This is a genomic window from Psychrobacillus sp. FJAT-21963 (assembly GCF_001420585.1).
GTDB lineage: Bacteria > Bacillota > Bacilli > Bacillales_A > Planococcaceae > Psychrobacillus.
The window spans coordinates 1,003,762-1,020,953 of record NZ_LJIY01000001.1; the positions used below are offsets into that span (position 1 = coordinate 1,003,762).

Consider the following 17,192-nt stretch of genomic DNA (forward strand, 5'->3'; position numbering starts at 1 on the left):
CTTCTATTAAACTACTATGCTTGATTTTTGTTTTTTTATTAAAATGACAAACAAACTAGCCATAACACAAAAGATTCCCGCTAGTAAGAATGCCCAAGTGTATGAGTCAAATACTTTATACATATAACCCCCACCGTATGCAGCTACTGCAGCTCCAGCTTGATGAGCGGCAAAAATCCATCCATAAATAATACCACTTCTCTCAATTCCAAAGATTTGTCTTGAAATGCTAATTGTTGGCGGTACTGTCGCAATCCAATCCAATCCGTAAAATATAGAGAATAAGATTAATAACGAAAGTGAGCCTTCTTGGAGTGCAAATGGAAGCAAAACGAGAGAAGCTCCTCTTAAAATATAATACCAAAACAACAACCATCGATTATCAAAACGATCGGATAACCAACCAGATATTGTCGTACCGACTAAATCAAAAACCCCCATAAAAGAAAGCATGGAAGCGGCTGCAACGACCGGAATTCCATAACTTATGCAATAGGATATAAAATGGGTTCCAATTAGACCACTTGTAGAAAGCCCGCATATAAAAAAGCTTCCTGCTAACAACCAAAATTCCTTTACTTTTATAGCTTCGAGTAATGATTCGAACGCCATGGCAACTGGATTTTTCTTTTTCACAGCATTAGACTCCGGAAACTCTTTTTCTAGTCCATAAGGTAAAATGCCAATTTCCTTCGGGGAGTTTCTCATAAATAAAAGAATAACTACTAGCATGATAGAGCTAAGGACTAGTATTAAACCAATTGCAGTGCGCCATGAATAATTTTCTACAAGAATTGCTAGAACAGGAAGTAATACTAACTGTCCTGTTGCGGTGCTCGCTGTTAAAATCCCTACTGCAAGTCCTCTTCTTTTCTCAAACCAACGATTCGCAACATATGTACTCAATACTGTTAAAAACACACTAGATCCTAATCCTATGATGATTCCCCAAATGAGAATGAGCTGCCAGGCACGGTCCATAAAATAGGTGAGCATGAGACCTACAAGTAGAGTGGACATCGCATAAACCATCATCTTTTTTAACCCTAGTACTTCAATCAATGCTGCCATGAATGGGCCAGATAGTCCATAAAGAAAAAGACCAACTGCAAAAGCTAAAGAAATAATGGACCTATCCCATCCAAACTCATTTTCAAAAGGTACAATAAATACCCCAGAAGATGATCGAATAATTCCCGCTACAATTATCGAGAAAAAAGCGATGGTTAACACAAACCAGCTATAATGTATGCGTTTCAATATCACACCCACCTCCTTAACGACTAACGAAATAAATTAAAAGATTCTATCAATTCGATATATTGTACGCTAAAATTAAGTAATATACAATACAAGAAAAGCGCAGGCGAACCGTGAAAAAGAAATACCAGGTTTCAAACGTTTCCAGAGAGCTTTGGACATACTCTGGCTACATCGTTACCGTTTGAATTTTTGGAGTGGAGGGTCGGTAATCCTGTGGCAGTCGTCTATCCGTCGCCCTGCTACAACTTTTGAAAACTTGGTACCACTATTTTGGATAATTGGAGAATAGCTGCCATCCTATTCATATTGGAAGCTCCCGAAGATGCAATTTCGGTCGCTGTACATCTGCTCTATTAGAAGAACGCTTGCTATTTTTTTCGGTATATCGCTGATAAAAATAGATTCAACAGGATGATAATACCCTTCTTCATAGTATTAATTAGATACCGATTAATACCTCAAATACCGATGAATACGGGCTTTAAGTAAATCAAATTTCATATCTTTCTTTCTTTCGAAAAAACCGTTCGATGCTAGAGCATCAAACGGCAGAATATTTTTTATTTCATTATTTATCTATAGGCATACGTTTACCGATTTTAAAGATGTAGAAGCTTGCTACAACAATCGCTAAGAAAATGATCCCTACAATAAGAGAAACACGTGTTTCATCGTTAAACCACATACCTACTAATACCATAATTAAAAATGCAATGGTTAAGTAGTTTGTGACAGGTGCAAAAGGCATTTTAAAAGGGTGGTTTTTAAGTTCTCCCTCTTTAGCTTTTCTAAATCTAATTTGACTAATAAGAATAACAAACCAAGGTACCATACCTGGTAGCACACTTGCACTGTATACATATACGAACAAATTGGCTGGTGCAATATAGCTTAAAATAACCCCAACTGCTAAACCTACTAAAACACCGACCGTACCGAATAAAGGCACACCATTATGAGATATTTTCGCAAAGAATTTTGGTGCTTGTCCATTGATTCCTAATGTATAAAGCATACGTCCCGCACTGTAAATACCACTATTACATCCTGACATTGCAGCTGTGATGACGACAAAGTTAATAATTCCAGCTGCTGCTGTAATTCCTACCTTTGCAAAAGTAGCAACAAACGGACTTCCAAGTGAATCAAGTTGATCCCAAGGATAAACCGTAACGATAACAAAAATCGCACCAATATAGAAAATTAATATACGCCAAATAATACTATTAATCGCTTTTGTTAATGTTTTTTGTGGATTCTTCGCTTCTCCGGCTGTTATCCCGATTAGTTCTACTCCTTGATACGCTGCAATAACAAGCGACAGTGCAAAGAAAAATCCTGTCCAACCACCTGCAAAGAAACCACCATTTTCCCAAAGGTTTGATAACCCGATTGCGTCTCCTCCATTACCAAATCCAAAGAAAATAAGACCTAACCCTGCAATAATCATCAATACGATTGTCACGATTTTAATCATCGCAAACCAAAATTCAATTTCACCAAAAGATTTAACAGAAATCAAGTTTGCAGCACCAAGAATCACCATTGCAATGAGCCCAGGAATCCATGCAGGTAGATCGGGAAACCAATATTGCATATATGTCCCAACTGCAATAATTTCTGCCATCCCAACAATTACCCATTGAAACCAGTTACTCCACGCTGTGATATAGCCTGCTAACGGATGAATATACTTATGGCCAAATGTCGCAAATGAACCTGTACTTGGCTCTACATAAAGCATTTCTCCCATTGCACGCATGATAAAATATATAAAAATCCCACATATAGCATATGCAAGTAATACAGATGGGCCTGTCCATTTAATCGTACTAGCAGAACCCATAAATAGACCAACGCCAATTGTACCCCCTAAAGCAATCATTTGAATATGACGTGCCTCAAGTCCTCTCTTCAATTCATTATTGGACATGTTAGCTCCCCCAGACGCAATATTTACAACTAATTTATTCGGTATAAATCAACCGAGAAATACATACGGTTTTATAAAGTTTATAGAAAGCTGAATAATCTTTCTTATCATAGAATAATAAGAACTGACTTAAAATACAAATGTATTTTTAGGAAAAACACCTTAATCCCTTCATATACCTATGTTTTAAATTTAATAGAAANTTCAAATATAATATTTTAGTGTAAAAAATAAAAAACCTTCCAACATTTAGTATGTTGGAAGGTATTAAAGGTTAACTTATATGGTTCCTTTTGCAGCACGCTCTACTAGTTCATGCTGTGGAATTTTCCAAAGCTGTAACCACTTACGAATGGAGGTCACAAGAATTACTAGACCAAGAACTAACATGATTACAGAAAGAGTTCCATTTAAAATATTGTAGCCTGGGCTTTCTGCATTCCAATAAACGTTTTTCACCATCCAGTAGCCAGCTACATTAACTGTTACATACAGATAAGATAGAGGAATCAAACAAGTAAGCATATAGCTTCGTTTTTGTGCAATCTTCAATACTATCGTTGCCCCAATGATCAATCCTATCGAAGCCATTAACTGGTTTGACACCCCAAACAATGCCCAAACGGAACTAATATCTCCGGAATACAGTAAATATCCCCACATAAAGCAAGCTAACGCACTTGCGAAAATAGTTGCACCTATTGAATTAGTTCGTTTTAACGGTTTAAAGAATGTTCCACCGAAATCTTGAATGAGATAACGAGCAACTCGTGTCCCCGAGTCAATTGCTGTTAGGATAAAGACTGCTTCAAATAGAATAACAAACTGATAGAAATAGGAAGCCATTTTTTCGAAAATCGGAATCTCCGTAAAGATATACGTCATCCCTACAGCAAGAGTAACAGCCCCTCCTGTTCTTCCTTCCAAATCCATTCCAATCTCATCACTTAGCTCATCTAAATGCACTGTTTCCATCCCTAATGTCGCAAATTTCTCTGGTGTAGAATTTATTGCAAAATAATCTCCTGGCATTAAAGATACAGCAGCAATTAAAGCCATGATTGCAACTAAACATTCCACAAGCATTGCACCAAAAGCTACCCCTTTAATATCACTCCAACGATTGATCATCTTTGGAGTTGTCCCTGAACCAACGAATGCATGGAATCCTGATATGGCTCCACAAGCAATGGTGATGGAAACAAATGGCCATACCGGTCCCGCGATAATCGGACCCCCACCATTTATGAACTCTGTTAAAGCAGGGAATTGAACTGCTGGATTTACATAGAATACCCCTATTATTAAAGCTACGAATACACCAATTTTCATAAAAGTACTTAAATAATCACGAGGTGCTAGCAATAACCAAACTGGTAACGCCGCAGCAAAAAACGCATAAATAGGTAATGCTATAGCGATAGTACTCTTTTCTAATGTTAAGAAATCACCTAATGCTGTTCCTTGAATATTAGGTCCCCAAAGAATAGCAGCCATAATAAGTCCAAAACCGACGATTGTAGCAGCTTTTAAATTTCCTGTTTTCTTATGGTACAACCCAACTCCCATTGCAATCGGAATTGTAATCCCTACAGCAAAGGTTCCCCATGGGTTTCTCTCTAATGCGCTCAATACTACTAAAGAAAGACCTGCCATCGTAATCGTAATAATGAATAGCATCGCCAACCCAGCACAGAATCCTGCCACTGGACCGAGCTCTTTTTTCGCTATTTCAGATAGAGATTTTCCCTCTTGACGCATGGATGCAAATAGTACAACCATGTCGTGAACCGCTCCACCGATTACCGCCCCTATTAGAAGCCAAAGTAAGCCGGGTAAATAACCAAACTGTGCTGCTAATATTGGTCCAACTAATGGTCCCGCCGCAGCAATCGCCGCAAAATGGTGACCAAACGTAACCCATTTGTTCGTGGGTACATAATCTTTACCATCTTCCAGTTCATGAGCTGGAGTGGGTTTTGAATCGTCTAGTTTCAAAACTTTTGCAGCCATGAATGTACCATATAAACGATAAGCAATTAATAGTATACAAATAGAGCCAATAACAATTGTAACCGCATTCATTTTCTTTTACCCCCATCCCTTATGTATTTATTAATCATACTAAAATTAAGATTGATAAATTCATATTCTAGTTGAGTTACAAAATTTCAAGGATGAGCTGCAAAAATGGGGAAATGAAATACAATTTGACCTATTTAAAACCCAATGTACATTTTAAAATCTTTTACATATGTTCGACTAACAGGAACTTTTGATCGATCTTTTAATATGACATTATATGTAGAGTTAAACCATGGATGAATTTCAATAATATGATCCATGTTCACTATAAAGCTTCGATGGACGCGCATAAAATTGGTATTGCTTAATTTTTTCTCTAACACAGTTAGTGAATCACTAACAATATATTCATCACTCATCGTTTTGACCTTACATTTGCCTTCAAAAGATTCCAAATAAATGATGGAATCATTTTCAAGCAAAACAATTCTTTCCTCTACTAAAACAGCAATTTTTCCCGAATTAACATTCTTAGCAGAAGAAATGAATCGTCGTTCCTCACTTCCGATTTTCCCCACATGAATTATCTTTTCCAGCGTTTTTCGGATACGCTCCTCATCAAATGGTTTCAAAATATAGTCAAGTGCATTTAATTCAAACGCTTGTAAGGCATACTCATCGTACGCGGTCGCAAATACAATGGCAGGAGTTGGTTTAAGCTGGATCAATTGCTTAGCTAAGTCTAATCCGTTATCTTCCTCTAAATCTATATCTAAGAAAACCAAATCTGGGTGTTGTTTGGATATATCCTTCACAGCATTTAAAAGACAATCTGCTTCACCAATAACTTCAATTTGTTTACTTTCTGTGAGAAGATATTTTAACTCCTCCCTTGCCAATGGTTCATCTTCAACTATATACGCCTTCAACATTTTGATGTAAAACTCCTTTACTATCGAGTGGAATAGAAATTAATATAGATGTGCCCCTGTTTAATTCACTAGTTATCTCTAACTTTGCTTGGCCATTATAAATTCCAGATAGTCTCTTACTTATATTAAAAATCGCTGTACCCGTACCCTTTTTAGAAACCATCGTTTGTTTACCTAATAATTCTATCTTGTTCATTGGAATGCCTTTTCCGTTATCTGATACAACAATTCGCAGGTTGTTATTTAAGGAGTAAATTTGGATTTGTATCTTTCCTATACCTACTAGACTTGTGAATGCGTAATTGATGGCGTTCTCTACTAGCGGTTGTAACGTAAACGGAGGTATCAGTATCTCTTCTAAACTGTTTTCTATTTCAAACTCTATTTCGTATTTGTCTGGAAAACGCGTTTGTTCAAGGGATAAGTATGACTTCACATTCTCTATTTCCTTTTCTAAAGGAATAAGCATTTGTTTAGCTCCCTGAATATTACCACGTAGAAATGAACTTAACTCCAACAATAGCTTTCTAGCTTTTTGTGCATCTGTGCGGCATAAGATAGAAATGGAATTGAGACTATTAAACAGAAAATGCGGATGGATTTGGGCTTGTAATGCTTTTATTTCTGCATCTTTTAATAATTTTGTTTGTCTTTCAGCTTCTGCTAGCTCAAATTGAGTAGAAAATAAATTGGCAAGTCCTTCTGCTAGCTGCTGCTGAACATCATCTAACTTACTCGGCTTAATATAATACATTTTTAATGTTCCTGCAGTTTTGTTTTGTATCTTTAAAGGTAGTACGATGGCTGCTTCTAACGAACAATCACTATGGGAACAAAAAATTTCTTCCTTTGATTTGGCGACTGCTATCCTGCCGGTTTCTAACACTTTTTTTGTTAATCCAGTCGTTAGGCCTCTCTTTGGAATATGGTGATCTGCTTCTGCTCCAACATGCGCTAACACTCGATGTTCATCTGTCATCGCAACCGCATCGGCATCCGTCAACCGCAACATAATTTCTGCAATCTCTTTACAAGAATTAGTATTTAATCCTTGTCGAAAGAAAGGCAAGGTTTGATCTGCAATATAAAATGCTTGGCTCGTTTGGTTTGCTCGAGCACGCTCTTCATCTCGTACGATTGACTGGATAATATACATGAATAAAAACATTCCTAATCCGTTAACAACAATCATTGGAATCCCAATGACTTGCACGAGAGCCCATGCTTCTTCAAATGGTTTTGCCAAAGCCAAAATTATGATCATTTGTACAGCTTCTAATGTCATTCCTAACTTTGCAGCATAGATTGGTGTAATTTTCTTATCAAGTTTTAATTGTTTTCTAGAAAAATACCCAGAACAAATTCCAGCTACAACAACTGCCAATGAACATGCTATTGCCGTAAAACCCCCAAGTGAATACCTGTGGATACCAGCAATTAGACCAGCACCTAGCCCAACAACTGGCCCACCTAATATTCCACCAATCACAACTCCCATTACTCTTGTGTTTGCTATCGCATTATCCGGGTCAATTCCTACAAGCCAGCCACTATTTACAATAGTCCCTCGCTCCATTTCAATTCCTGTGTAATTACTAATCAATCCGAAAGCACCAAAAATTAAAATAAGAATTACTTTTTCGCTCCAATTGTGTTCATTGTGAATAACCTGTCGAAATGATTTTATTTGAGAAAGTAAGAATGCAACAATAACGATGATCCCAACTTTTTCTATCATTAATGCAGCCAAAACTAATATCATCGTTAAGTTCTCCCTCTTTCGAAATATTCTAATATGTTTATCATACTTGAAAAATCTAAAGAAAAAAACCTCTAGTAGAAACGCCATTTTATTTTTGTTTTGAAGCAACTATTCATATCTCAGAAACTATAGTATTCAGAAAATTATTGTAACTTTTCCCACTAAACAACTGTCTAAATACATTAAAGAGGAACATATCATCTGACAATTAATGTTATCAACATACTTCTCATTATGTAGAACCTACTCATTAAAAGGAGGAAAGATAATGATGTCTAAACCTAAGTCTAGGAGAACTTATTTTTATTTCTTATTATTTATTTTGTTTCTTATTATAGGTATTACCTTTTGGTTCATATCAAAAAATAATTTGGAACCTAAAACGTTAGTTTTACATAAGACGTTTAAAGTAACAAATGAATTAAGTGAAATGGTCCAAGAATCAGATGTCGTTGTTCTAGGTGAATATAAAGGTTTAGACTCTAAATGGAATATGGCAAAGGCACCATTTGAACAAAATGAAAATGTAGAGGGACATTTATTTAATTTCCAAGTAAATGAAACTTTAAAAGGAAAACCTGTAGAAAAAGAAATATTAATAAATCATAGATATTCTGAAATCATTACAATAGAGGAAAGTGATGAAGTGGTTGATGAAACTGGAGTAATTGTTCAAGAAGCTAAGAACATCTTTACAAAAGAAGTAGAAAACAAAGATCCGCTCTATATAAAACCAGCATACGGTGAGAAATATATGATTTTCTTAAAAGAAAACTCCGAGCTTGGTCATTATTATCCCGCTATTGAACCCTTTATGATTCAATTCGATTCAAATGATGTAGCACAGTTAAAAAGTAATTTAATCAACCTTGATAAAAGTAAGCTTAAATTTAAAACAAAAGTAGAAGAGAGAACATTTTATGTAATTAATGAAATTCATTACACCGTTGTTGATAATATTAGTGGAAAAAACATTGATGAAATATTGAATAGCGTTAAGAAAGCACAACAATAAGTAGTACAAAAAGACAGAGATTTAATGATCTCTGTCTTTTATATTGAAGTAATAGAGTTTATATCCATTTAACTGAATTTGAACTGAATGCAAAACAAAAAGTTATCACAAATAACATTTTTCTGATATTTTGCAACCTTTTAATTTCTATAATTTNGGATTTATTTTAAAAGAACCATTGTGAAAAAAGTCACCATTTATTGTTTCCCCCAATTAATGGTGACTATATCTAGAAACCTTCATTAATTACTAGATATATCCCTTTACAGTTACTACATAAGAAAATTACAAAAAAAAAGAAACCAACCTATTCTTAACGGCTGATTTCTTTCTAACATCCGCTACACTCCTTATTACAAGCGTCGCTGAAAATCTTCTTCAATATCTTTTTTCCAAGTTCGATCTATCTTTTTCCCTTTACGGAATGAAGTAACTGCTTCATTGAGTGTTTGGAAATTTAACTGAGTCCCCTCATTATCCGCGTGATATTCTACAGCAAACTCCTCCCTGATTCCGAACTTTGCAGCAGTGGAAATGGCATCAATATTTGCACCAAGAAAAATAAATTCCCATCCATGTTTTTCTTTCTGATGTGCAATCATTGATTTTATTTTGTCATAGGTATATTCGCAGCTCGCATTTTCCATACCATCAGTCGTGATTACAAACAACACTTTATCAGCGCGTTCCCCTTCCATTGTTCTTTTTTGTGCGTTCCCTATTTTTTGAATTGCAGATCCAATTGCATCAAGCAAGGCTGTCGTTCCACCAACCTCATATTCCTTTTCCGTAATAGGGGAAATTCCTTTTACATTAATACGGTCATGGAGCAATTCATATTCGTGGTTAAACAATACAGTTGTCACCGTTGCTTCGCCTTCTTCTTTTTTTTGCTTGGCTAGCATCGCATTATATCCGCCAATCGTATCTCCCTCTAGTCCTGCCATTGATCCACTTTTATCAAGAATAAAAACTAACTCTGTTAAATTGTTTTTCATCTTCGTCTTCCTCCTAAGTTTGTTATCTACAAACTCAGAATAACAATTCCGAATTCCAAATAGGTCGCTTCCAAAGCGACAAATTAAGCACCTAACAGAACTTGATCAAAAGCAAACAATGCCTCATTAATTTCGTGAATATTATAATTCTCTTCTTCCATAAAATATTCAATTATAAGATCAAACTTACTACTACGTGACAAAGTGTAGCCAGCTTTAGATAACAAATCCTTTGTTTCCTCAATATCTAATTCTAATGCTATAGCGAAGGCAATCACTGTTTTTTTGAGCGGAGTGTAATCAACAGAATTGCGGATTTTAGAAAAAAGACGGCGATCAATATTCGCTTTTTTATACGTCTCCACATCTGTCATATCTTTTTCATCAATTAAACGTAAAAGTCTTTCTGAAAATGTTTCTTCCATATGTTTAAATACATCTTCCAAGCTCCTCTTTTTTATTGAAGCTTCCTCTAATATAACTTGAGACTCCAGTTCAAATAGCTCTTCTTGTCGATTGCGAGAAAATTGTAGACCTAGTTCCTCTACATAATATTCATCAATGTATTCATGGATGGAAGTAAATAATTTTCCACTTAATCTGAATGCACTCTTATCAAAAACAACCATATACACATGCATTTCATGTTCCATCAAATAGGCACTAATGGTTGAAATGGCAACCTGTAAAGCTTGTTCTTTCGGATAGCCATATATGCCAGAAGAAATGAGGGGAAAAGCGATAGATTTACAATTGTATTGTTCAGCCAAAGACAATGCATTTCCATAGCATGCTGTAAGTAGCGCTTCCTCGTTTTGTGAGCCTCCCCTCCAAATTGGACCGACTGTATGAATAATATGCTTTGCTTGTAACTGAAAGCCATCTGTAATGACTGCCTCCCCTACAGGACACTCTCCAATTTCATTACACGCTTTTTGCAATTGCTCTGCACCTGCTGCTTGAAAAATAGCTCCACATACTCCTCCACCCATTTGAAGGGAAACGTTAGCTGCATTAACAATAATATCTACCGTCATTTTAGTAATATCATTTCGTACGATTTCTAATGGCAAAATTTTCACGCTCCTTCTCAAAGATACCCTTTCTTAAATGATAGCCAATATAAAGCATGTTGGAAAGAATCTCTCTTCTCTTTTATACAAGCATTTACATATAGCAACTTTGTATAAAATAATGTATTATCAACGTAAAAAGGAGGTATCGTTTTGGTCTCATCTAAAGACGTGGCAAAGCACGCAGGAGTATCCCAAACGACAGTTTCTCGGGTATTAAATATGCCTCAAACTGTTAAAAAACCAACTCTTGATAAAGTAATGAAAGCAATCGACGAGTTAAACTACATACCAAATGGACATGCGCGTTCTCTTGTTCAAAATAAAACCAATACAATTGCCCTTTTATCAGGTCCACTACATAATCCTTTTTTCGTAGATACAACAACAGCAATCGTAAATTATGCCAATGAAAAGGGTTTTCGGGTGAATGTACAGTTCGTTAATGACAAAAACCTTTCCGAAGCATATGCAACTGCTATTGCCCATAAAGTTGACGGCGTTATTTTATCCTGCATATTAATTGATGATCCAATATTTGAAAAACTGAAGCGGATGGACATTCCATTTATCACCTATAACCGAAAACACAAAAATAATGAATACTTTGTTGAAATTGATAATTTTCATGCTGGTTATTTATCTGCAAAGCATATGATTGAACAAGGCCACGAAGCAATTGCTTGGGTTGGTGGAACTTTGAACGTTAGCACATTCAATAACCGTTATCTTGGATTTCTTCAAGCGATGGAAGATTGTAAAGTACCACTCCAAGAGCAATATATTATTAATACGGACACGTCTAAACAAGATATTACACGTGCTTTCCATGAGTTACTCCAACTAAAAAAACGCCCTTCTGCTATTTGTGCCGGAGCTGATTCGATTGCTTTAAACTTAATCGATGACGCTATACAGGAAAAATTACAGGTACCAGAGGATATTAGTATTATTGGAATCGATAACGTAGATTTAAGTCGCCATGGGTCCATTCAGCTTACTACGGTTGGTAGCGTCTCTGAGCAAAATCTAGGATATATAGCTATTCAGAAATTGATAGAAATGATTGAAAATAAAAAAAATGGTTGCATACAAATTACTGAATCTGTTAAAGTGTTTGGTAGAAACACAACACGGAAAATATAAAACAGCCTTTTGAAGGGTTTGTTTTATTTTTTCTCAAAAATGAATACGTAACCATTTTTAGTCTATATATTTTTCTCTAAAAATGGTTACGTATTCATGTAAGAATATTTTTTATTTATATCGTTTTGAAAGGGGTTTCATTATGTTAGGGGGAGGAATTTTTTTATGAAATGGAAAGACAGAAAGTTTGGGGAAGAATCTCCATACATACCAGCAGGACCTTTTAAAATACGTTTACCTTTTATTCATTATCGTTTTGAATGGCCTGACTATGTTCAAGGGTTACTTATGTGTGCAGTTGATTTATCTGCCATTCCACTATTAATTGAATTATTAGGAATGCCATTTGAAGTAGCTTTAGCAATTATAGTACTAAATGGTCTTTTCTATTTACTGCATCATTTACTTGGAGACCCGGCTGTTCCAGGATGGATTACACCGGCAATTCCATTAATCATGTTATATTGCCAACAGTTCCCTGAAGGACCTGAACGAGTACACTCGCTGATAGCTTTCCAGATGACGCTCGGGATTCTTTCTCTTTTCTTAGGCGCAACCGGTTTGGCTTCAAGAGTCGTACAATTAATTCCAGCAGCGATGAAATCTGGAGTTATTCTTGGCGCAGGATTTGCAGCTATCATCTCTGTTTTTCAAATCGGTGGGAAATTCGATGATTTTCCATGGACAATTACAATTGCAATAGGTATCGGATTCTATCTTTTATTTTCAAAACACTTTGCAACATTCCAGAATCGCAATCCATTTTGGGGAACGATTGCTAAACTAGGTATTTTCCCAGTGATTATTATAGCAGTTGTTATTGCTCCTTTATTCGGAGAAGCAGCTTGGCCAACAATTCAATGGGGTATCTCATCTCCAGACTTCATCACATTATGGAATGAATATACTGTTTTTGGGTTAGGCTTCCCACCACTTATGATGTTTATCACTGGTTTACCTACTGTACTTGCAGCTTACATTGTATTATTCGGTGATGTTTTACAAACAAAAGCTTTAGTTGAAGATGGTGCAGCAGTACGTCCAGATGAAAAAGTTGAATATAGCCCAAGTCGTGCACATTTAATATTCGGTATGCGTAACAGTGTAATGAGTATTTTAGGTCCGGACGTTACAATGAGCGGTCCATTATGGTCTGCGATGCAAGTAGTTATGATTGAACGATTTAAAAAAGGCCGTAAAGCTATGGATTCCATCTTCGGTGGTGTCGGTTCCTTCCGTTGGGGTACAAATACAGGTTTATTCTTATTACCAATAGTTAGTTTAGTAGAACCGATCTTAGGCGTTGCTTTAGCTTTAACGATGTTAATTCAAGGGTATGCAAGTGTGAAAGTTGGTATTCTTGAATCACGGAGCCAACGTGATTTAGGGATTGCTGGTATTATCGGTGCAGTTCTTTGTATTAAAGGAGCTGCATGGGGATTCGCAGTAGGGTTGTTACTTTGCTTTTTAATCTATGGTAAAGACTTCTTCAAAGGTGAAGTAGACGATACATTTATAAAAGATAAAATAACCGAAGAAGACATGAGTTAAATACGAGAGGATGATTATTTGATGGAAAAGCAATTTTACGTAAATGGTGAATGGAAGTCTTCAGAAAAACTAGCTGACCTCCACTCCCCACATACTAAAGAAGTGATTGCACAAATACCACAAGCAACACGTGAAGAAGTAGAACAAGCAATCGACTTTGCATACGATGCCAGAAAACAAATGGCTGAACTTACTGCTTACGAACGTGCTGCAATTTTAGAGCATATTACACAATTGTTTATTGATAACCGCAAAAAAGCAGCTGAGATTATTTCTTTTGAAGCGGCGAAGCCGATGAAATATGCATTAGCAGAGATTGACCGCACAATTGAAACTTATAAATTTGCAGCTGAAGAAGCAAAACGATTAACTGGTGAATTGATACCGATGGACGCTGCAAAAAATGGTGCAAATCGTTTTGGCTACACAATTGAACAGCCAATTGGAGTGATCGGTGCCATTACACCTTTCAATTTTCCACAAAACTTAGTAGCACATAAAGTAGGACCTGCAATTGCTGCTGGCAATACAATTGTCCTAAAGCCAGCATCACAAACTCCCCTTTCTGCTCTATTTTTAGCTGAATTGATTGATCAAACCGCTTTACCTAAAGGTGCATTCAACGTTGTAACAGGTGGCGGTAAAACAATTGGAGACGCACTAGTGGAAAGTGACAAAGTGAAAATGATTACATTTACAGGTAGCCCTGCAGTCGGAAAAGGTATCCGTGATAAAGCAGGATTGAAAAAAGTAGCACTCGAACTAGGTTCCAACGCAGGATTGATTATAGACAAGAACGTGGATTTATCGCAGATCGTACCAAAATGTGTCATGGGCGCATTTTCAAACCAAGGGCAAGTATGTATTTCCTTGCAACGCACGTATGTAATGGATGAATTATTCGAAGAATTTATCCAACAATTTTCATCATCTACAAAAGAACTTGTGATTGGAAATCCGCTAGAAGAAACAACAGACATAGCTGCCATGATCAATCCAGGTGAGCAGGAAAGAGCATTGAGCTGGGTACAGGAAGCAGTAGAGCATGGCGCGGAAATAATTGCGGGAGGCACTACTGAAAATGGTGTTTTCATGCCAACCATTTTAACAAATGTATCCCCCACTTCAAAAGTTTCCTGTCAGGAAGTCTTTGCACCAATCGTTGTTGTAAACCGAATCTCTTCTATTGAAGAAGGTATTCACGCTATCAACGATTCAAACTATGGCCTACAAGCTGGTATTTTTACGAACGATATCCAAACAGCCTTTAAAGCTTCTAAAGAATTAGAAGTTGGAGGTGTAATGATTAACGATATCCCAACGTACCGTATCGACCAAATGCCTTATGGCGGAGTAAAAGAAAGCGGTACAGGTAAAGAGGGCTTAAAGTATGCGATTCATGAAATGACAGAAACCAAACTAGTAGTTTGGAATCAACAATAAGGAGTGTTAATATGTCTGAAAAAATTACATTACCTCCAGTTAGTTATACTGGATGGGGTTCACTTTCTCATCTATTAGAAGAAGTAAATCGCTTTAATTCAAAAAAAATTCTCGTTATTACGGACCCTTTTTTAAAGGAGATTGGCTTAACTGATCAAGTAGTTGCTCCACTTGAAGAAGCAGGTTACGTGATGGAAATATACACAGAGGTTGTACCAGAGCCACCTTTAGCTATCGGTGAAAAATTAGTCGCTTACACTCGTGACAATGAATTTGATATGGTTATCGGAATTGGCGGCGGAAGCGCACTAGACTTAACAAAGCTTGCAGGTGTGTTAGCAGCACATGACGGGAACGTTGCAGATTATTTAAATTTGACTGGCACAAAAAAAGTGACAAAAAAAGGGCTCCCTTCTATCTTAATCCCTACTACATCGGGGACTGGTTCAGAAGTGACTAATATTTCTGTTCTATCTTTGGAAACTACAAAAGACGTAGTAACACACGACTATTTGTTAGCAGACGTGGCAATTGTCGATCCTGCTTTAACTATTTCTTTACCACCAAAAGTTACTGCTGCAACTGGAGTAGATGCATTAACACATGCAGTAGAAGCGTATATTTCTAAAAACGCTAGTCCTATCTCGGATGCATTGGCTCTACAAGCAATTCGTTTAATCAGTAACTCAATTAGAACTGCTGTATCAAACGGCGAGGACAAGCAAGCTCGAACTGATATGAGCTATGGAAGTTACTTAGCAGGTCTCGCTTTCTTCAACGCAGGTGTTGCGGGTGTTCATGCATTAGCCTATCCAATCGGCGGACAATTTCATGTTGCACATGGGGACTCAAATGCCGTTTTACTTCCATATGTAATGGGCTATATTCGCCAAAGCTGTGAAAAACGAATGAAAGATATATTTGAAGCGATGGGCTTTAACTCTACAAATCTATCTCAAGAAGAAGCATCTTATAAATGTGTAGCGGAGTTGAAACGTCTTGTAGAAGATGTGAACATTCCATCTACTTTAAAAGGCTTTAACATTACAGAAGATGCACTAGATAGCTTAACTAACGATGCCGTGGAGCAAAAACGCATCCTTGCTCGTAGCCCAATGCCTTTATTAAAAGAAGACATTTATACGATATATAAAGCAGCTTTTGATGGGGTAGTTGTAGAGAAATAATAAAAAACCTGGAGCGCTAATTGCTGCTCCAGGTTTTTTATTATTTTCGAGACTGTTATTGCTTTTGTATAGATGGAATAGTATCCGTTGGAGGAGCTACTAGTTCGTAACTTAAGTGCGCCTGATTATTTAAAAATCTAATAACTCTCACATTCTCTTTAATCTCCAATAAATGTATACCCGTATCTCCAGTAGCATATACAAAATTACTGGTATTTGACTGCTGAAGAAATGCTTTAAGAAATTGGGAGATTAGTCCACCATGGGAGACAATCGCCACCCGCTTGTACTCTTGGTATTCATTTGTTATTTTATGAAATATCCTTTCTGCTCGAAAACGAAATTCCAACTCTGATTCTCCATTCTCAATCGGAATATGAGCAGGTCTTCCATTGGGAGGTAAAGGATATTTAATAGCAGCCACTTCTCTTGAAAGTCCAGCTAGTACACCATTATTAAATTCCATTAAGTCTTTATCCTCGATTAATACACATCCTACTTCCTCTTGAAGTGTTAAGGCTGTGCTTTTCGCTCTTTTTAATGGGCTTGATAAGATAATGTCTGGAGGAAATTGTGTTGCTACAAAAGCGGCCATTTTCTTTGCTTGTTTCTCTCCTAGCTCGGTTAAAGAAAAATCCGCTCTTCCCTCATGCACACCTAACAAGTCTGCTTCTGATTGGCCGTGCCTTATTATTAGTAATTCCAAGTATTCCACTCCTGAGTAAGTGCCAACATCACTGGCCACTCTTCTAAATAATGTATAACAAAATTATACGCTAGCCCTAATTTAATTCCAATACTTGTTAAAAAATTATCTAGTTTCCCATATAAATGACCGTTTGATATGATTATCAAACGGTCTTA

General features: G+C 36.5%; 13 protein-coding genes. 5 read left to right on the plus strand and 8 right to left on the minus strand.

Annotated features, from left to right (window positions below; all coding sequences use genetic code 11):
- Positions 1 to 6 precede the first annotated feature (6 nt).
- From AN959_RS04795 to AN959_RS04815, 5 genes are all read right to left on the minus strand, one after another.
- The gene (locus AN959_RS04795; RefSeq protein ID WP_056828734.1) at positions 7 to 1,260 is read right to left on the minus strand and encodes an MFS transporter; all 1,254 of its coding nucleotides are present in this window, start codon (positions 1,258 to 1,260) and stop codon (positions 7 to 9) included.
- A 571-nt stretch (positions 1,261 to 1,831) separates the two neighbouring features.
- Entirely contained in the window at positions 1,832 to 3,196 is a 1,365-nt protein-coding gene (locus tag AN959_RS04800; protein ID WP_056828736.1) for an amino acid permease, read from the minus strand.
- Between the two features lie 279 nt (positions 3,197 to 3,475).
- A complete protein-coding gene (cstA, locus tag AN959_RS04805) occupies positions 3,476 to 5,281 on the minus strand; it encodes a carbon starvation protein CstA (protein WP_056828738.1) in 1,806 nt (601 codons plus the stop codon).
- 134 nt (positions 5,282 to 5,415) lie between these two features.
- Positions 5,416 to 6,153, minus strand: coding sequence for a LytTR family DNA-binding domain-containing protein (locus AN959_RS04810; RefSeq protein WP_056828740.1), 738 nt, complete (start codon positions 6,151 to 6,153; stop codon positions 5,416 to 5,418).
- Positions 6,131 to 7,912, minus strand: a complete 1,782-nt coding sequence (locus AN959_RS04815; protein WP_056829145.1) for a sensor histidine kinase — start codon at positions 7,910 to 7,912, stop codon at positions 6,131 to 6,133. The genes AN959_RS04810 and AN959_RS04815 overlap by 23 nt, the downstream gene beginning before the upstream one ends.
- Before the next feature lie 274 nt (positions 7,913 to 8,186).
- Between AN959_RS04815 and AN959_RS04820 the strand changes: the two genes are divergently transcribed.
- On the plus strand, positions 8,187 to 8,930 hold the full coding sequence (locus tag AN959_RS04820; RefSeq protein WP_056829147.1) for a hypothetical protein: 744 nt from the start codon (positions 8,187 to 8,189) through the stop codon (positions 8,928 to 8,930).
- 353 nt (positions 8,931 to 9,283) lie between these two features.
- On the opposite strand, the gene AN959_RS04825 is transcribed toward AN959_RS04820, so the two are convergent.
- Entirely contained in the window at positions 9,284 to 9,928 is a 645-nt protein-coding gene (locus AN959_RS04825; RefSeq protein ID WP_056828742.1) for a vWA domain-containing protein, read from the minus strand.
- 83 nt (positions 9,929 to 10,011) lie between these two features.
- Positions 10,012 to 11,001 carry a macro domain-containing protein gene (locus AN959_RS04830; protein ID WP_056828744.1) on the minus strand — a complete coding sequence of 330 codons (990 nt, stop codon included), beginning with the start codon at positions 10,999 to 11,001 and terminating at the stop codon, positions 10,012 to 10,014.
- Positions 11,002 to 11,154: 153 nt separating this feature from the next.
- Here AN959_RS04830 and AN959_RS04835 point away from each other — a divergent pair, with 153 nt between their 5' ends.
- From AN959_RS04835 to AN959_RS04850, 4 genes are all read left to right on the plus strand, one after another.
- Positions 11,155 to 12,147 carry a LacI family DNA-binding transcriptional regulator gene (locus tag AN959_RS04835; protein ID WP_056828746.1) on the plus strand — a complete coding sequence of 331 codons (993 nt, stop codon included), beginning with the start codon at positions 11,155 to 11,157 and terminating at the stop codon, positions 12,145 to 12,147.
- 165 nt (positions 12,148 to 12,312) lie between these two features.
- Positions 12,313 to 13,698: a hypothetical protein gene (locus AN959_RS04840; protein WP_056828748.1), complete on the plus strand. Its 1,386-nt coding sequence runs from the start codon at positions 12,313 to 12,315 to the stop codon at positions 13,696 to 13,698.
- Positions 13,699 to 13,719: 21 nt separating this feature from the next.
- The gene (locus AN959_RS04845; RefSeq protein WP_056828750.1) at positions 13,720 to 15,141 is read left to right on the plus strand and encodes an aldehyde dehydrogenase family protein; all 1,422 of its coding nucleotides are present in this window, start codon (positions 13,720 to 13,722) and stop codon (positions 15,139 to 15,141) included.
- A gap of 11 nt (positions 15,142 to 15,152) precedes the next feature.
- A complete protein-coding gene (locus AN959_RS04850) occupies positions 15,153 to 16,328 on the plus strand; it encodes an iron-containing alcohol dehydrogenase (RefSeq protein WP_056828752.1) in 1,176 nt (391 codons plus the stop codon).
- A gap of 55 nt (positions 16,329 to 16,383) precedes the next feature.
- On the opposite strand, the gene AN959_RS04855 is transcribed toward AN959_RS04850, so the two are convergent.
- Complete coding sequence (locus AN959_RS04855; RefSeq protein WP_056828754.1) at positions 16,384 to 17,034, minus strand: histidine phosphatase family protein; 651 nt, start codon at positions 17,032 to 17,034, stop codon at positions 16,384 to 16,386.
- Between the last annotated feature and the right edge of the window lie 158 nt (positions 17,035 to 17,192).

Excerpts from the sequence above, each read along its gene's own strand:
- AN959_RS04845 (WP_056828750.1), top strand. The coding sequence starts at position 13,720 with ATGGAAAAGCAATTTTACGTAAATGGTGAATGGAAGTCTTCAGAAAAA.
- cstA (WP_056828738.1), bottom strand. The coding sequence starts at position 5,281 with ATGAATGCGGTTACAATTGTTATTGGCTCTATTTGTATACTATTAATT.
- AN959_RS04820 (WP_056829147.1), top strand. The coding sequence starts at position 8,187 with ATGTCTAAACCTAAGTCTAGGAGAACTTATTTTTATTTCTTATTATTT.
- AN959_RS04810 (WP_056828740.1), bottom strand. The coding sequence starts at position 6,153 with ATGTTGAAGGCGTATATAGTTGAAGATGAACCATTGGCAAGGGAGGAG.
- AN959_RS04800 (WP_056828736.1), bottom strand. The coding sequence starts at position 3,196 with ATGTCCAATAATGAATTGAAGAGAGGACTTGAGGCACGTCATATTCAA.
- AN959_RS04825 (WP_056828742.1), bottom strand. The coding sequence starts at position 9,928 with ATGAAAAACAATTTAACAGAGTTAGTTTTTATTCTTGATAAAAGTGGA.
- AN959_RS04840 (WP_056828748.1), top strand. The coding sequence starts at position 12,313 with ATGAAATGGAAAGACAGAAAGTTTGGGGAAGAATCTCCATACATACCA.
- AN959_RS04850 (WP_056828752.1), top strand. The coding sequence starts at position 15,153 with ATGTCTGAAAAAATTACATTACCTCCAGTTAGTTATACTGGATGGGGT.